Below are 16,190 nucleotides of genomic sequence, written 5' to 3'. Positions count from 1 at the left end.
GAAAACTCAAGCAAAACCCTGTTGCACTATGCAAATCGCAGACAAATATTCGCCCCGCGAGATCGAGAGCAAATGGTACGACTACTGGACCGGACACCGCCTGTTCCACTCGGAACCCGATCAGCGCGAACCCTATACGATCGTCATTCCGCCCCCCAACGTGACGGGCATGCTCCACATGGGGCACATGCTCAACAACACGTTGCAGGACGTGCTGGTGCGCCGCGCCCGCATGTCGGGCAGGAACGCCTGCTGGGTCCCCGGCATGGACCACGCGTCGATCGCCACGGAGGCCAAGGTCGTGGCGATGCTCCGCGAACGGGGCATCGAGAAGTCGCAACTCACGCGCGAGGAGTTCCTCCGCTACGCCTGGGAGTGGAAGGAGAAGTACGGCGGCGTGATCCTCAAGCAACTGCGCAGGCTGGGCGCCTCGTGCGACTGGGAGCGCACGTGCTTCACGATGGACGAGACGCGCACCGAGAGCGTCATCCGCGTCTTCTGCGACCTCTACGACAAGGGGAAGATCTACCGCGGCGTGCGGATGGTGAACTGGGACCCCGCGGCGCAGACCGCCCTGTCGGACGAGGAGGTCGTCTTCAAGGAGTCGCACGGCAAGCTCTACTACCTGCGCTACAAGGTCGAGGGCACGGACCGGACGATCGTCGTCGCCACGACACGCCCCGAAACGATCCTGGGCGACACGGCCCTGTGCGTCAATCCCGGCGACCCGCGCTACGCATGGCTGCCGGCCGACGCACGCGTCGTCGTGCCGCTGGTGGGCCGTTCGATCCCGGTGATCCGCGACGAATACGTGGACATCGAGTTCGGCACGGGCGCGCTGAAGGTGACCCCGGCGCACGACGTGAACGACTACATGCTGGGCGAGAAGTACGGCCTGGAGACCATCGACATATTCAACGACGACGGCACGATCAACGACAAGGTGGGCATGTACGCGGGTCAGGACCGCTTCGACGTGCGCAGGCAGATCGAGAAGGACCTCGCCGTAGCGGGGCTGCTCGAAAAGACCGAGGAGTACACCAACAACGTGGGCTACTCGGAGCGCACGGGCGTGGCCATCGAGCCGAAACTCTCGATGCAGTGGTTCCTCTCGATGGGCGAGCTGGCCGGTCCGGCGACGAAAGCCGTCATGGAGGACGCGATCCGCTTCGTGCCCGAGAAATACAAGAATACCTACCGGCACTGGATGGAGAACATCAAGGACTGGTGCATCTCGCGCCAGTTGTGGTGGGGACAGCGCATCCCGGCCTATTACCTTCCGAAGGGCGGCTTCGTGGTGGCCCCGACGGCCGAGGAGGCGCTGGAGAAGGCCCGCGCGAAAACGGGCGACGCCTCGCTGAAAGCGGACGATCTCCGGCAGGACGAAGACGTGCTCGACACGTGGTTCTCGTCGTGGCTCTGGCCGATCTCCGTGTTCGACGGCATCCGCAACCCCGGCAACAGGGAAATCCGCTACTACTACCCCACCGACGATCTGGTGACCGGCCCGGACATCATCTTCTTCTGGGTGGCGCGGATGATCATGGCCGGCTACGAATACCGGCAGGAGAAGCCCTTCGAAAACGTCTATTTCACGGGCATCGTGCGCGACAAGATCGGCCGCAAGATGTCCAAGCAGTTGGGCAACTCGCCCGATCCGCTGGACCTGATCGCCCGGTACGGCGCCGACGGCGTGCGCATGGCCATGCTCATCTCCTCGTCGGCGGGCAACGACGTGATGTTCGACGAGGCGCTCTGCGAGCAGGGCCGCAACTTCGGCAACAAGATATGGAACGCCTACCGGCTGGTGAACGGCTGGACGACGGACGCCGCCGCGGCGCAGAGCGAGAACGACCGCCTGGCCGTGGAGTGGTTCGACCAGGCGATGGGCCGCTCGCTGCGCCAGATCGCCGAGGATTTCCGGTCCTACCGCATCTCGGAGGCCTTCAAGGAGGCGTACCGCCTCTTCTGGGACGACTTCAGCGGCCTGTACCTCGAAACGGTGAAGCCCGCCTACGGGCAGCCGACCGACCCGCGGACGATGGAGGCCACGAAGGGATACTTCGATGCGCTGATGCGCCTGCTGCACCCCTTCATGCCGTTCGTCACGGAGGAGATCTGGCAGGCGCTCGCCCCGCGCGCCGAAGGGGAGTCGATCTGCGTGGCACCGATGCCGGAGCCGTGCGCCGAACGGCCGGAGACGCTCGCCCGCTTCGAGCTGGCGAAGGAGGTCGTGTCGGCGGTGCGTAACATCCGCAACCAGAAGAACCTGCCGCAGAAGGAGGCGCTCGCGCTGCACGTCATCGCCGACGGGAACTACCCGGCGGAATACGCCCCCGTCATGCGGAAACTGGCCAACCTTTCGGCCATCGAAACCGTCGCGGAGAAGGATCCCGCGGCCGCGGCGTTCCTCGTCAAGACGACGCAGTACTTCGTCCCGATGGAGGGCCGGATCGACGCCGAGGCCGAACGCGCGAAGCTGCGCCGCGACCTCGAATACTACGAGGGATTCCTCGCATCGGTGATGAAGAAGCTCTCGAACGAGCGCTTCGTGCAGTCGGCGCCCGAGAAGGTCGTCGCCAACGAACGCGCCAAGCAGGCCGACGCCGAGGCGAAGATCGCGGCGATCCGCGAACAACTGGAGGCGCTCGCCTGAAAAAAACGGTCCGTTCCGAAGCACCCGTTTCGGGACGGGCGCTTCGGAACGGGCCCCCGCAGCGGACGCGGCGGCATGCCGCGACACAAGACACAAACCGCCGAACGTCCCGGAAACCGGCGAGCGGACGGCATACGCACAGCACGAGAGAATTTGCCAGCGATCACGATCTATACGGACGGCTCGGCCCTCGGAAACCCCGGGCCGGGAGGCTACGGCGCGGTGCTCCTCGCAGGACCGCACCGCAAGGAGCTGTCGCAGGGTTACCGCCTGACGACCAACAACCGCATGGAGCTCACGGGCGTCTGCGCGGCGCTCGAGGCGCTCCGGTTCGACGGATCGGAAGTGGTGATCTACTCCGATTCGAAGTACGTCGTGGACGCCGTTACGAAGGGGTGGGTCTTCGGCTGGGAGAAGAAGGGATTCGCGGGAAAGAAGAATCCCGACCTCTGGAGGCGGTTCCTGCGGGCATACCGGCGTCACCACGTCCGTTTCGTCTGGGTCAAGGGGCATGCCGAGACGGTGGAGAACAACCGCTGCGACTTCCTGGCCGTCGCCGCGGCCAACGACGCCGCGCACCGGATCGAGGACACGGGCTACGAGGCCGAAGGCCGCTGACCGGAAGGAAAGGAGCCGCCGGCAGGAGGAGTCCCGGACGGGAACCGCGGACAGGGAGCTGTGAACGGAACCGGCGGACGGGGCCTGCGCATCCGGCCGGAGCGGAGGATGTCCGTCCCGACGGCACAATTCGCCGAAATTTCGCCTTTTTCTCGGTTTTCGAGTTTATTTTCCTATCTTTGCGCCGATTATTGCGCAACCACAAATCCGACGCTCCGAATGTTCAAAACCTACATGCGGCTGCTGGGATTCGCCCGGCCGATCAAACGATACGCCATTCCCTACGGAATCTTCTCGCTGCTCTACGCCCTGTTCAACACCCTGACATTCGGTCTCATCATTCCGATCCTGAACACGATGTTCGACGACGGGTTCACGCCCGAGTACGTCGAAAAGCTGCCGCCCCTGCGCCTCGACGGCGACTACCTGAACGTGCTGTTCAACTACGCCTATTCGCACCTGTTCGATGCCTACGATCCGCGCAACGTGCTGCTGCTGCTGGCCGTCGTGGCCGTCGTCATCAGCTTCCTGAGCAATCTGTTCCGCTACCTGGGCTCGTGGACGATCGAGACCATGCGCGCCCGGACGCTCCAGCGGATGCGCAACGAAATGTTTTCGCGCGTGATGGACATGAACGTCGGCTATTTCAGCGAGCAGCGCAAGGGCGACATCATCTCGAAGATCACCTCGGACATAGGCGTCGTGCAGTTCTGCATCACCAACACGCTGCAAGTCTCGTTCCGCGAGCCGTTCCTCATCGTGGGGTACATCGTCATGATGGTGGCCATCTCGTGGGAACTGTCGATCTTCTCGATCCTCTTCCTGCCGGTCGTGGCGCTCATCATCGGCTCGATCGTCAAGCGGCTCCGCCACCCGGCGCGCACCAACCAGCACCGCATGGGCGAAATGGTCTCGACACTCGAGGAATCGCTCGCCGGCATCAAGGTCATCAAGAGCTACAACGCCACGCGGTACGTCAAGCGGAAATTCTTCGAGATCAGCGCCGACCTGGCGCGCCTGACGCTCTCGATGGCGCGCCGCCAGCAGCTCGCCTCCCCGATGAGCGAGTTCCTGGGCATCACGGCCGTGGGCGTGATCCTCGTCTTCGGCGGGTCGCTCGTCACGAAGGGATCGCTCGACCCGGGCGGATTCATCGCCTTCGTGGCCATCTTCTCCCAGATCACGCGCCCCGTGCGTATCTTCATCGACCAGTTCGCCAACATCAACCAGGGAATCGCCGCCGGGGAGCGCATCTTCTCGGTGATCGACACCCGGCCCGAAATCGAGGACAGGCCCGGCGCCCGGGAGCTGAAGGGGCTGCGGGAGAAGATCGAGTTCCGCGACGTGCACTTCTCCTACGACGGGCAGCACGAGGTGATCGACGGCATCTCGTTCGAAATCCGCCGCGGGGAGACCGTGGCGCTCGTCGGTCCGTCAGGCGGCGGAAAATCGACCCTGAGCGAGCTGCTGCCCCGCTTCTACGACCCTACGTCGGGCGAAATCGCCATCGACGGCATCCCGCTGCGCGACTACACGCAGGAGAGCCTGCGCGCCCACATGAGCGTCGTGGCGCAGGACACCGTCCTGTTCAACGACACGATCGAGAGCAACATCGCCATGGGAAAGCCCGGCGCCACGCACGAGGAGATCGTCGAGGCGGCACGGATCGCCAATGCCGACCAGTTCATCCGCGAATGCGCCGAAGGCTACTCGACGAACATCGGCGACCGGGGCGTGAAGCTATCCGGAGGCCAGCGACAGCGCCTCTCGATCGCCCGGGCGGTGCTGAAGAATCCCGACATCCTGATCCTCGACGAGGCCACCTCGGCACTCGACACCGAAAGCGAGAAGCTCGTGCAGGAGGCCCTCAACAAGCTGCTCGAAGGGCGGACGTCGGTGGTCATCGCGCACCGCCTCTCGACGATCCACAACGCCGACAAGATCATCGTCGTGGATCACGGACGCATCGCCGAACAGGGCACGCACAACGAACTGATGGCCCGCGGCGGCATCTACGCCAAACTGATCGAAATGCAGTCGTTCGACTGACGGCGCCCGCCCGTCCCGCACCGAAGAGCGAAAGCCGGACAAAACCGGCAAAGGCCGGACGACGGCCCCGGTTCCGTCCGTCGTCCCCCGAAGCCGGACGGCGGCCCCGGAAGGGCGCGCATCCGCCGCAGGCATCCCCGGAAAGCTCCGGCTGCGGCCCCGTCACGGGAATCGCGGGAAGATTGCGGGCTTTTCAAATCTTTTTTATATCTTTGCCAGTTGTCAGAAAATTAGCGAAGAAACAGCTTACCGATATGAAGTTCAAGGAGTACAAAGGGCTCGACCTGGCCGGTCTGGCCGCCGATGTCCTGAGCGAGTGGGACGCCCGAGACACATTCCACAAAAGCATCTCGACCCGCGAGGGCCGTCCGACGTTCGTATTCTACGAGGGTCCCCCTTCGGCCAACGGCCAGCCGGGTATCCATCACGTCATGGCCCGCACGATCAAGGACGTCTTCTGCCGCTACAAGACCCAGCAGGGCTACCTGGTGCACCGCAAGGCGGGCTGGGACACCCACGGGCTGCCCGTGGAGCTGGGCGTGGAGAAGAAGCTCGGCATCACGAAGGAGGATATCGGCAAGACGATCTCGATCGAGGAGTACAACCGCGCCTGCCGCGAGGCGGTGATGGAGTTCACGGGCATGTGGGAGCAGCTCACGCGCAAAATGGGCTACTGGGTCAATATGGACGATCCCTACATCACCTACGACAACAAGTACATCGAGACGCTGTGGTGGCTGCTCAAGCAGCTCTTCGACAAGGGGCTGCTCTACAAGGGCTACACCATCCAGCCCTATTCGCCGGCCGCCGGCACGGGTCTCTCGACCCACGAGCTGAACCAGCCGGGCTGCTACCGCGACGTGAAGGACACCACCGTGGTGGGACAGTTCCGCATCAAGCACCCCAAGCCCGGAATGGAGGGCTGGGGCACGCCCTACTTCCTCGCCTGGACCACCACGCCGTGGACCCTGCCGTCGAACACGGCCCTCTGCGTGGGTCCGAAATTCGATTACGTGGCCGTGCGCACGTGGAACGCCTACACGGGCGAGAAGATGACCGTCGTGCTGGCCAAGGCGCTGCTCTACGCCCATTTCAACAAGAAGGCCGAAGGGCTCGCGCTCGACGCATACAAGCCGGGCGACAAGCTCGTTCCGTTCGAAATCGCGGGCGAATACAAGGGTCCCGAGCTGGAAGGCATGGAGTACGAACAGCTGCTGCCGTGGGTCAAGCCCGTCGAGACGGACGCCGAGGGAATGTGGCACGACGCCTCGCAGAAGGCGTTCCGCGTCATTCTGGGCGACTACGTCACCGTGGAGGACGGTACGGGTATCGTGCATATCGCCCCGACGTTCGGCGCCGACGACGCCTTCGTGGCGCGTGCTGCGGGCATTCCGTCGCTCTTCATGATAAACAAAAAGGGCGAGACGCGCCCGATGGTGGACCTCCAGGGCCGGTTCTACCGGCTCGAAGAGCTGGACGAGCGCTTCGTCCGCGAGTGCATGGACGTCGAAGCCTACAGGGAGTACGAAGGCCGCTGGGTGAAGAACGCCTACGACCCGCAGTTCACCGTGGAGGGCCGGTACGACGAGAAGGCCGCCGCCGCGGCAGAGACGCTCGACATCTATATCTGCATGAAGATGAAGGCCGCGGGACAGGCGTTCAGAATCGAGAAGCACGTCCACAACTACCCCCACTGCTGGCGCACGGACAAACCGGTGCTCTACTACCCGCTCGACTCGTGGTTCATCCGCACCACGGCGCTCAAGGAGCGGATGATCGAGCTGAACCGCACGATCCGCTGGAAGCCCGAATCGACCGGCACGGGACGCTTCGGCAAGTGGCTCGAGAATCTCAACGACTGGAACCTCTCGCGCTCGCGGTTCTGGGGCACGCCGCTGCCGATCTGGGCCACGGAGGACCGTTCGGAGGTGAAGTGCATCGGTTCGGTCGGGGAGCTCGTCGCCGAAATCGAAAAATCCGTGGCGGCAGGGCTGATGACCGAGAACCCCTACCGAAATTTCCGCGTCGGCGACATGTCGGAGGAGAACTATTCGACGAAGAACATCGACCTGCACCGTCCCTATGTGGATTCGATCGTGCTCACGTCGTCGAAGGGCGAGCCGATGCGCCGCGAACCGGACCTCATCGACGTATGGTTCGACTCGGGCGCCATGCCCTACGCGCAGGTGCACTATCCGTTCGAACACGAGGCCGACTTCGGCGAGGTCTACCCCGCCGACTTCATCGCCGAGGGCGTCGATCAGACGCGCGGCTGGTTCTTCACGCTGCACGCCATCGCCACGATGCTCTTCGACTCGGTGGCTTTCAAAAACATCATCTCGAACGGTCTGGTGCTCGACAAGAACGGCAACAAGATGTCGAAACGGCTGGGCAACGCCGTCGATCCGTTCGAGGTGCTCTCGACCTACGGTCCGGACGCCACGCGCTGGTACATGATCTCCAACTCGCAGCCGTGGGACAACCTCAAGTTCGACCGCGACGGCGTGGACGAAGTGCGCCGCAAGTTCTTCGGCACGCTCTACAACACCTACTCCTTCTTCGCCCTCTACGCCAACGTGGACGGCTTCACGGGCCGCGAGGCGGAGATTCCGATGGAGCGCCGCCCCGAGATCGACCGCTGGATCGTCTCGCTGCTCAACACCCTCGTGCGCGACGTCACGGAGAGCCTCGAGTCCTACGACCCGACCCCCGCGGCCCGCGCCATCCAGGAGTTCGTGGGCGAAAACCTCTCGAACTGGTACGTGCGCCTGAACCGCAAGCGCTTCTGGGGCGGCGGCATGTCGGAGGACAAACTCGCCGCCTACCAGACGCTCTACACCTGTCTGGAGACCGTGGCGATGCTCTCGGCCCCCTTCGCGCCCTTCATCTCCGACCGCATCTTCACGGACCTCAACGCCGTGAGCGGCCGCCACACGGACGAGTCGGTGCACCTGGCCGCCTTCCCGAAGGCCGACGAGGGGCTGATCGACGCCCGGCTGGAGGACATGATGGCTCTGGCGCAGAAAGTCTCGTCGATGGTGCTGGCCCTGCGCCGCAAGGTGTCGATCAAGGTGCGCCAGCCGCTCACGAAGATCCTCATTCCGGTCCTCGACCCCGTGACGGCGGAGCATATCGCCGCGGTGAAGAATCTCATCATGGGCGAAGTGAACGTCAAGCAGGTGCAGCTGATCGAGGAGACGACGGGCGTCATCACCAAACGCATCAAGCCCAACTTCAAGACCCTCGGCCCGCGCTACGGCAAATACATGAAGCAGATCGCCGCCCTGACCGCGGAGTTCTCGCAGGAGCGCATCGCACAGATCGAGGCCGCGCCGGAGACGGTGCTCGACCTCGGCGGGGAGCGCATCACCGTGACGCCCGCCGATTTCGAAATCACCTCGGAGGACATGCCCGGATGGCTCGTGGCGTCGGAGGGCAAGCTCACCGTGGCCCTCGACATCACCGTGACCGACGAACTGAAGGCCGAAGGCGTGGCACGCGAATTGATAAACCGCATCCAGAATATCCGCAAGGAGTCGGGATTCGAGGTGACGGACAGGATACGCGTGGAGATCGAGCGGAAGCCGTGCGTGGCGGAGGGTATCGCCCGCTTCGCGGACTACATCGCCGCGCAGACCCTCGCCGTCGAGGTGCGGACGGCCGAAGCGCCCGCCGGAGAGACGGTCGTCGAATCGGAAATCGACGACGAACCGTTGCAGATCGCCGTGACGCGGATCTGACGCCCGAGAGATTGTACATGTAAAATTTGGCGGATTCGGAATATTTGCTTAATTTTACATAAACCCTAAAGCGAAACGATTATGGCAGACGAAAGAACACGGTACAGCGACGCCGAGCTCGAGGAGTTCAAGCAGCTGATCCTGAAGAAGCTCGAAAGTGCGCGTGCGGACTACGAGCTGCTGCGCGCCACTATCACGCATACGGCCGACAACGACACGGAGGACACCTCCCCGACGTTCAAGGTGCTCGAAGAGGGCGCCGCGACACTTTCGAAGGAGGAGAGCGGACGTCTGGCGGCACACCAGATGAAGTTCATCCGCAACCTCGAAATGGCGCTCGTCCGCATCGAGAACAAGACCTACGGCATCTGCAAGACCACCGGGAAGCTCATTCCGAAAGAGCGGCTGATGAAGGTCCCCCACGCCACGGAGTGCATCGAGGCCAAAGAAGGCCGCAAGTGACCGTCCCGGCCGCAAAGGCCCGCATTCACGGTGCGCCCCTGCGAATCGAGATTCGCAGGGGCGCACCCTTTCTGACCTCCCGAAGCCCGGACCGCCGCATGCTCAGAAAAGAGCCCCGGGACGCCTATTCGGAACGCCGTTCCGGAAAACGCACGAGGAAAAAGACACGGCGGCTGCGGACAGCGGCAGAACAATCCCCGCAGGGGAGCCGCTGTCCGGATCCGGACGGCGGCTTGTTCCGCATTTTATACGTTTTTGACGAAAAATGCGTTATCTTTGAACCGATGTACGTCCGGTTCTGCATAATTCTCCTGCTGCTCTCGGCAGCGGCGTCCGCCTCTTTCGCCCGCGTCGCGGGTCCCGGCATGCGCTCTCCGAAACGGACCGTCCCGGACACGGTACGCACCCACACGCCGGACCGCTTCACGCCCGACAGCGCCCGCATCGCCAATCCCCGGGCCGCCGCACGCAACGCCCGTCTCTACGACAGCATCCGTTCGAAAACCGAACGCCGCCGCGTGCCGCACCTGCTCTACAAGATGCTTTTCGTGCGGCCCGTGCTGGACACCACCTCGAACGGCCGCGTCACCGACGAGAGCTTGCTGCTGGCCCCCTATGCAGGCAAGACGATCGGCGACATCACCATCGAACGGCGGCAGGTGTTCGACAACGGCGGCAACTGGCTGGAACGCACGAGCAACAAACTCCACTACCTGACGCGCGACCGGGTGATCCGGCGCGACCTGCTCTTCGGCCCGGGCGACCGATTCGATCCGCAGCTCGTCGTGCGGAACAAACAACTGCTGCGCTCGCGCAGCTACATCGCCGACGTGGACATAGCCGTGCTGCCCGACTCGCTGGACACCACGCGCGTCAATCTCCTCATCACGACACGCGACAGTTGGACCATTTCGGCCGACGGCGCCCTGCACTCCGAAGGGCGGACGATGGTCGGGCTCTCCGACGCCAACATTCTCGGCACGGGCAACAGTCTGAAATTCATGACCAACTTCAGCCGTTCGGACTTCTCCTACGGCGGCAACATGTTCGAATACGAAATCCCGAACCTGCTGGGAACCTTCTACACCGCCGAATTCGCCGCCGGGCGCGACTTCTACAACTCGACGCTCGAACTGGGAATGCGCAAGGAGTTCCTCAAACGCACGGACTACGAACTGGGCCTCACCTACAGCGACAACAAGGCCAAACGCTACATGATCGAGACGGACACGTCGCTGCTCGTCAAGGAACGCAACCTCGACGCCTGGGGAGGCTACTCGCACTACCTGCCCGGCATCCGTTCGAGCCTCTACCTCACGGGACGCTACAACTACCGCCGGTTCAGCCGCCGCCCGCCCGTCCGCGCCGACTACAACCCCGCGCTGCACGACCAGGACGTCCTGCTGCTCGGCACGGGTCTCTACCGCGAGCGGTTCTACACGGCCAACATGATCTACGGATTCGGCGCACGCGAGTACCTCGCCTCGGGATACAAGGCCGAGGCCGTCGGCGGATACTCCTGGGGCGAGTTCGACGACGCCATGTACCTCGGTCTCTCGTTCGAGGCGGGCGGATTCCGCACGATGGGATACATCATGGGCGGCTTCACGCTCGGCAGCTACATCGACCTCGCGAGCGGCATGTGGAGACGCAGCGCCGTGGACATCGACCTGAGGTGGTTCTCCAACCTGTTCATGGTCCGCCGCAGCCGCATCCGGCAGTTCCTCGCCTTCAACTACACGCAGGGGTGGAACCGCCTGCAGGGCAACGACGAAAGCATCCGCTTCACCCACGTGAACGGATTGCAGGCGCTCAAGGAGCATATCACGGGAACCAACCGCATGATTCTCAACACGGAAACTGTCATTTTCACCCCCTATCAGCCGCTGGGATTCCGCATCGCCCTGTTCGGATTCGCCGATTTCGGACTGCTCGGCTACTCGCCCAACATTTTCAAGAACGAGTTCTACACCTCGTTCGGCCTCGGAGTGCGGCTGCGCAACGAACGGCTCGTTTTCAACACGATCCAAATCCGGCTGGGCCTCGCCCTCGGCAAACCGGGCCTGGTCGAAAGCGACTTCTTCCGCATCTCGAACAGCACGCGGCTGGAGCAGTACCGCTACCGCCCGACACGGCCCGAGATCGTCGGATTCGAATAGCCGTACCGGAAAACGAAGGCGGAGCCGCAACGCTGCGGCCCCGCACCTCTTCCGAACTTTTTATTTCGAACCGCTTACGGTTCCCGCTTCCCTATCTGCGCGCCTGAATCTCGACGACCCCGGCCCGCGCCGCCTCGCCGTACCGCTTCGCCGCGGCGTCGTTCTTGTAGATGCGCACCTTCCTGATCCGCGAATAGGCTTCGATCTCGGAACGGTCCCGGAGCTTGCCGTTGATATAGACCCGGTAATCGGCGGGAATCGCACGCAGCATCTCGCGCGACGACTCGCCCTCCGCGAACAGGGTCTCGTCGCCCAGATAGTCGAACACGCTCCTCTTCGGGGCAACCCGCACCGACACGGCCGGAGCCGAGAGTCCGGACTCGTTCGCCTCCCCGGACTTCGAGACGATCTTCACCACGCCGCCCCGGCCCTCCTCGCCGTACTCCTCCAACGACGAAGCGTCCTTCAGCACGGTGACGGAGACGATCTGCCGGGGGTCCATCTTCTGCACCGTTTCGGCCGTGACTTTCCGTCCGTTGAGAAAAAAGACGGGATCCGCACCGGTTCCGGAGACCGAAAGCCGGCCGTTCGCATCGCCCCGGCCGTTCCGGATCACGATCCGCTCCATCCGGCCGTCGAGCCGCGACCGCAACCGCTCCAGTTCCTCGGGATCCATTTCGCAAAGGCTGCCTTCCAGGCTGTCCGGCAGCCGTCCCCAGTCGAAATTCCCGATTTCCGCACCGGTCTCCTCCATACGCTTCCGCAAACGTTTCCATTCGTCGCTCCGGAAAAACGCCCCTGCCTCGGAGAGTTTCCGCTGCGCCTCCTTCCACTCGTCGCTCTCGAAATAGGCCCCCGCCTCGGAAATCCCGCGCTGCGCCTCCTTCCATTCGTCGCTCCGCATGTAAGCGTCCAGCTCCTGCCGCGCCTTCTCCAGCTCGCGCTGCGCCTTTTCGTACTCCCCGGCGGGCATGCGGTCGCGTGCCATCTCCAGTGCCATTCCGGCGATCTCGATCCCCGCGCTGCCCATCCGGACACCCGCTCCGGCAGCATTCATCCCGGCTTCCACGGCCTGCCGGGCCGCCGGGCCGGTTCCCCGCACGACGGTCGCGGACACCGTGCGCAGGGAGTCCGTCCGCCCCGCTGCCGCCGGCTTCAGTTCGACCAGAACGACCCCCTGCCCCGCATCCGCTCCGTAGCGGACCGCCGACAGCGAATCCTTCAGCACCGTGACCGAAGCGATCTCGCCCGGGTCGATGCCGTCGAGCGACCGTCCCCGGACGCCATTCACCAGAATCAGCGGTCCGGGACCTTTTTTCCGGCTGCGGAGCACCGAATCGGGAACGTCCCCGGACTCCGCCCCGCCGGAAAGCCGGCCCGTTTCTCCGGTCAGGTCTCCGTATCTTTCCGGAAAGACATACGCGGTCTCGGCGAAAGCCCCGAGAGCGAGCCCCGCAAGGGGCAGCAGCAACAGCGCCCGGGCTCCGGCCCAGCGCGACGACTTCTTGCGCAACATCATGGTAATACGTTTTTTAAGTTTGCTATGATTGAAACTGTTCGCGACCGGATACCACCTCCCGCCGGCAGCTTTCCGCACCAGCAGCAACTGATAGCTCCGGGCATCGACGCCGCTGGCGAGCACCGCCTCGTCGGCCTCGTACTCATGGATGGCCCTGATTTCGCGCCGCAACAGCCACATCGCCGGATTGAACCACTGCAAGCATCCCGCGAGGTCCGCCGCCAGCAGGTCGAGCGAATGACGCAGTCTCAGATGCGCCCGTTCGTGTATGAGGATCGCCTCCTCGTCCTCGCCGCGCCCCCGCTCCGGAAGCACGATATAACGCCCCCAACTGAAGGGCGCCGCGACCCGGTCCGACCGCACCAGCACGACGCCGTCCGTCTGCCGTTCCCGGCGGCCGCTGCGGATCAGCCGCGCCACGCACCCCAGCGACCAAAGGGTCCGCAACAGCACCGCCGCGGCACCGAGGAGAAACACCCCTCCGGCGAGCCGCTCCCAAGGGAAGGCGGGCTCCGCAGCGCGGCCGACGGCGGCATCCTCCGCGGCCGCGGCCAGCAGAGCCGGCCGGATCTCCGGCAGCACGGGCGCCTCGCGGTAAACGGTGATGACGCACAGCGGAAGCACGAACGACAGCAGCAGCGCTCCCAGCACCACCGCCCGGTTGAGGCGGTGGAATGTCTCGCGGCTCAGCAGCAGCTTAAAAAAGAGATAGAAGACCGCCAGGCAGGCCCCGACCTTCAGGCTGTATATCAACAGCGCGTACATGGCTATCCGCGGTTTTGCGTTTCGATGCGTTCGATCAGCTCCCGCAGTTCGTCAACCGAGATCTTCTCCTCCTCGACCAGCGCCGAAACGGCCCCGAGGTAGGAGTTTTCGAAATAGCGGCTGATAACGTTTCCGAGCGTCGAACGCGAGAATTCCGCCTCGCTCACGAGCGGGTAATACTGGTAGGTGCTCCCGTAGGCCGTGTGTCCCACGTAGCCTTTGGCCTCCAGGGCGCGCACCATGGTCGAAAGCGTATTGAAATGGGGCTTGGGCTCGGGGGCCATGGCCACCAGCTCGCGCACGAACAACGGTCCGCGCTCCCAGAAACAACGCATCAGCTCCTCTTCACGACGGGTCAGTTTTTCCATGATTCCATTCGGTTTCGTTCCGTCCGCACCGCCTCCCCTTCGCCGCAGGCGGCCGCCGGACTAAATTATTTTACTCCTTTCCGAAGCCGGACCGAAGAATCGGCATAGCTTCCGGGAACAAAGGTAATCAAAAAACAGGAAGATGCAACTATTTTTCGTAGTTTTAAAACGAAAAAATTTAGTTGTTTAATTTTTTTCGTTTTTATACGAAATATCGCTATCTTTGAGACATGATAATCATCGCAGACAGCGGATCGACCAAATGCACGTGGCTTTTCCACGACGGCGGAAAAACCACGTCGGTGCGCACCCGAGGCATCAACGCCCTCCAGCATACGCCGGAACAGATCCGGGAGACGCTCGCCGCACTCCCTCCGTGCGGCCCCGTGTCGGCCGTCCACATCTACAGCGCCGGGTGCAGCCCCGCCTTCCCCGTCTCGAACGAGAAACTCAGACGCGAGCTGGAAGCCCGCTTCGGCGCGGCGCGGATCGAGGTCCGGTCGGACCTGCTCGGCGCTGCGCGCGCCCTGTTCGGGCGCGACGAAGGCATCGCCTGCATCCTCGGCACGGGCGCCAATTCGTGCCACTGCCGCGACGGCGAGGTGGTCCACAACGTATCGGCGCTGGGCTACGTGCTGGGCGACGAGGGGTCGGGTGCGGTGCTGGGCCGCAACCTCGTGAACGGCATCTTCAAGGAACACATCCCCCTGCGCGGGGAATTCCTCGAAGCGTGCGGGATGACCTACGAGGAGATCATCCGCCGCGTCTATAACGAACCTTTCGCCAACCGCTTCCTGGCGTCGTTCGCCCCCTTCATCCTCGACCACATCGGCTGCCCGGAGGTACGCCGGATGGTGCTCCGCTCGTTCGGCGACTTCGCCGAACGCAACCTGAGCCGCTATCCCAAGGGGCTGCCCGTCTCGTTCGTCGGCGGCATCGCCGCCCATTTCGGGGAGCTGCTGCGCGAAGCGCTGGCCGGCGCCGGATACGAAGTAAAGGAAATCATCGAATCGCCCGCAGAGGGACTTTTGAAATACCACCATGGAAAATAGAGTTACCGAACAGACATCGGCATACGACAACCTGCAGGACATGTCGGTCCGCGACATCCTCACCGGAATCAACCGCGAAGACAGCCTCGTACCCGGGGCCGTCGCCAAGGTCATTCCCACGATGGAGCAGCTCGTCGAGCGCATCGTCGAGCGCATGAAAAACGGCGGCAGAATGTTCTACATCGGCGCCGGGACGAGCGGCCGGCTGGGCGTGACCGACGCCTCGGAGCTGCCCCCGACCTACGGCGTGCCGTTCGATCTGGTCATCGGCCTGATCGCCGGCGGCGACGGCGCGCTGCGCAAGGCCGTGGAACGCGCCGAGGACGATCCGGAAGGCGCATGGCGCGACCTCGAACCGTTCCGTCCCACGGCGCAGGACGTACTGATCGGCATCGCCGCCTCGGGCACGACGCCCTATGTAGTAGGCGGACTGCGCGAGGCCCGGCGGCACGGACTGCTGACCGGAGCCATCACCTGCAATCCCGCATCGCCCGTGGCCGCCGAGGCGGAATACGCCCTCGAAGCGGTCGTGGGCCCCGAATTCGTCACGGGATCGACCCGCATGAAGGCCGGCACGGCGCAGAAGCTGATGCTCAACATGATCTCCACCTCCGTCATGATCAAACTCGGGCGCGTCGAAGGCAACCGGATGGTGAACATGCAGATCACGAACGCCAAACTCGTGGGCCGCGGGACACGCATGATCGCCGAAGCGGCGGGCATCGGCGAGGAGCAGGCCCGCGAGCTGCTGCTGCGCTGGGGATCGGTCAAGGAGGCGCTCGGGCACATCGGAAAGTAAACC

Annotated in this window: 10 protein-coding genes; 8 read left to right on the top strand and 2 right to left on the bottom strand. The window is 63.7% G+C overall.

The genetic code is table 11. The features are described from left to right. Positions 1 to 28: 28 nt before the first annotated feature. The 6 genes from FME97_RS09420 (at position 29) to FME97_RS09395 (ending at position 11,684) form a co-directional block, all read left to right on the top strand. The gene (locus FME97_RS09420) at positions 29 to 2,656 is read left to right on the top strand and encodes a valine--tRNA ligase (protein WP_141429285.1); all 2,628 of its coding nucleotides are present in this window, start codon (positions 29 to 31) and stop codon (positions 2,654 to 2,656) included. Between the two features lie 153 nt (positions 2,657 to 2,809). Continuing rightward, the gene (gene rnhA, locus FME97_RS09415) at positions 2,810 to 3,274 is read left to right on the top strand and encodes a ribonuclease HI (protein WP_141429283.1); all 465 of its coding nucleotides are present in this window, start codon (positions 2,810 to 2,812) and stop codon (positions 3,272 to 3,274) included. A gap of 219 nt (positions 3,275 to 3,493) precedes the next feature. Continuing rightward, positions 3,494 to 5,323: an ABC transporter ATP-binding protein gene (locus FME97_RS09410; RefSeq protein WP_141429281.1), complete on the top strand. Its 1,830-nt coding sequence runs from the start codon at positions 3,494 to 3,496 to the stop codon at positions 5,321 to 5,323. A 254-nt stretch (positions 5,324 to 5,577) separates the two neighbouring features. Next, on the top strand, positions 5,578 to 9,063 hold the full coding sequence (gene ileS, locus FME97_RS09405) for an isoleucine--tRNA ligase (RefSeq protein WP_141429279.1): 3,486 nt from the start codon (positions 5,578 to 5,580) through the stop codon (positions 9,061 to 9,063). A gap of 81 nt (positions 9,064 to 9,144) precedes the next feature. Continuing rightward, positions 9,145 to 9,525: a TraR/DksA family transcriptional regulator gene (locus FME97_RS09400; protein WP_141429277.1), complete on the top strand. Its 381-nt coding sequence runs from the start codon at positions 9,145 to 9,147 to the stop codon at positions 9,523 to 9,525. 284 nt (positions 9,526 to 9,809) lie between these two features. Next, entirely contained in the window at positions 9,810 to 11,684 is a 1,875-nt protein-coding gene (locus FME97_RS09395) for a BamA/TamA family outer membrane protein (RefSeq protein ID WP_141429275.1), read from the top strand. Between the two features lie 91 nt (positions 11,685 to 11,775). On the opposite strand, the gene FME97_RS09390 is transcribed toward FME97_RS09395, so the two are convergent. Beyond that, on the bottom strand, positions 11,776 to 13,968 hold the full coding sequence (locus FME97_RS09390) for a M56 family metallopeptidase (protein WP_141429273.1): 2,193 nt from the start codon (positions 13,966 to 13,968) through the stop codon (positions 11,776 to 11,778). A gap of 2 nt (positions 13,969 to 13,970) precedes the next feature. Continuing rightward, positions 13,971 to 14,336, bottom strand: coding sequence for a BlaI/MecI/CopY family transcriptional regulator (locus tag FME97_RS09385; protein WP_141429272.1), 366 nt, complete (start codon positions 14,334 to 14,336; stop codon positions 13,971 to 13,973). Positions 14,337 to 14,566: 230 nt separating this feature from the next. Between FME97_RS09385 and FME97_RS09380 the strand changes: the two genes are divergently transcribed. Both FME97_RS09380 and murQ read left to right on the top strand, forming a co-directional pair. Continuing rightward, positions 14,567 to 15,388, top strand: a complete 822-nt coding sequence (locus tag FME97_RS09380; protein WP_141429270.1) for an ATPase — start codon at positions 14,567 to 14,569, stop codon at positions 15,386 to 15,388. Beyond that, positions 15,378 to 16,187, top strand: coding sequence for an N-acetylmuramic acid 6-phosphate etherase (murQ, locus tag FME97_RS09375; RefSeq protein WP_141429268.1), 810 nt, complete (start codon positions 15,378 to 15,380; stop codon positions 16,185 to 16,187). The genes FME97_RS09380 and murQ overlap by 11 nt, the downstream gene beginning before the upstream one ends. Positions 16,188 to 16,190: the final 3 nt, after the last annotated feature.

It is taken from the genome of Alistipes dispar (genome assembly GCF_006542685.1).
GTDB classification, from domain to species: domain Bacteria; phylum Bacteroidota; class Bacteroidia; order Bacteroidales; family Rikenellaceae; genus Alistipes; species Alistipes dispar.
Note: the sequence above shows the minus strand (reverse complement) of the source record. Positions and strands in the feature narration are given on the sequence as shown.

Coding starts and splice junctions, on each gene's coding strand:
- FME97_RS09420 (WP_141429285.1), top strand. CDS start 29: ATGCAAATCGCAGACAAATATTCGCCCCGCGAGATCGAGAGCAAATGG.
- FME97_RS09410 (WP_141429281.1), top strand. CDS start 3,494: ATGTTCAAAACCTACATGCGGCTGCTGGGATTCGCCCGGCCGATCAAA.
- ileS (WP_141429279.1), top strand. CDS start 5,578: ATGAAGTTCAAGGAGTACAAAGGGCTCGACCTGGCCGGTCTGGCCGCC.
- FME97_RS09400 (WP_141429277.1), top strand. CDS start 9,145: ATGGCAGACGAAAGAACACGGTACAGCGACGCCGAGCTCGAGGAGTTC.
- FME97_RS09395 (WP_141429275.1), top strand. CDS start 9,810: ATGTACGTCCGGTTCTGCATAATTCTCCTGCTGCTCTCGGCAGCGGCG.
- FME97_RS09390 (WP_141429273.1), bottom strand. CDS start 13,968: ATGTACGCGCTGTTGATATACAGCCTGAAGGTCGGGGCCTGCCTGGCG.
- FME97_RS09385 (WP_141429272.1), bottom strand. CDS start 14,336: ATGGAAAAACTGACCCGTCGTGAAGAGGAGCTGATGCGTTGTTTCTGG.
- FME97_RS09380 (WP_141429270.1), top strand. CDS start 14,567: ATGATAATCATCGCAGACAGCGGATCGACCAAATGCACGTGGCTTTTC.
- murQ (WP_141429268.1), top strand. CDS start 15,378: ATGGAAAATAGAGTTACCGAACAGACATCGGCATACGACAACCTGCAG.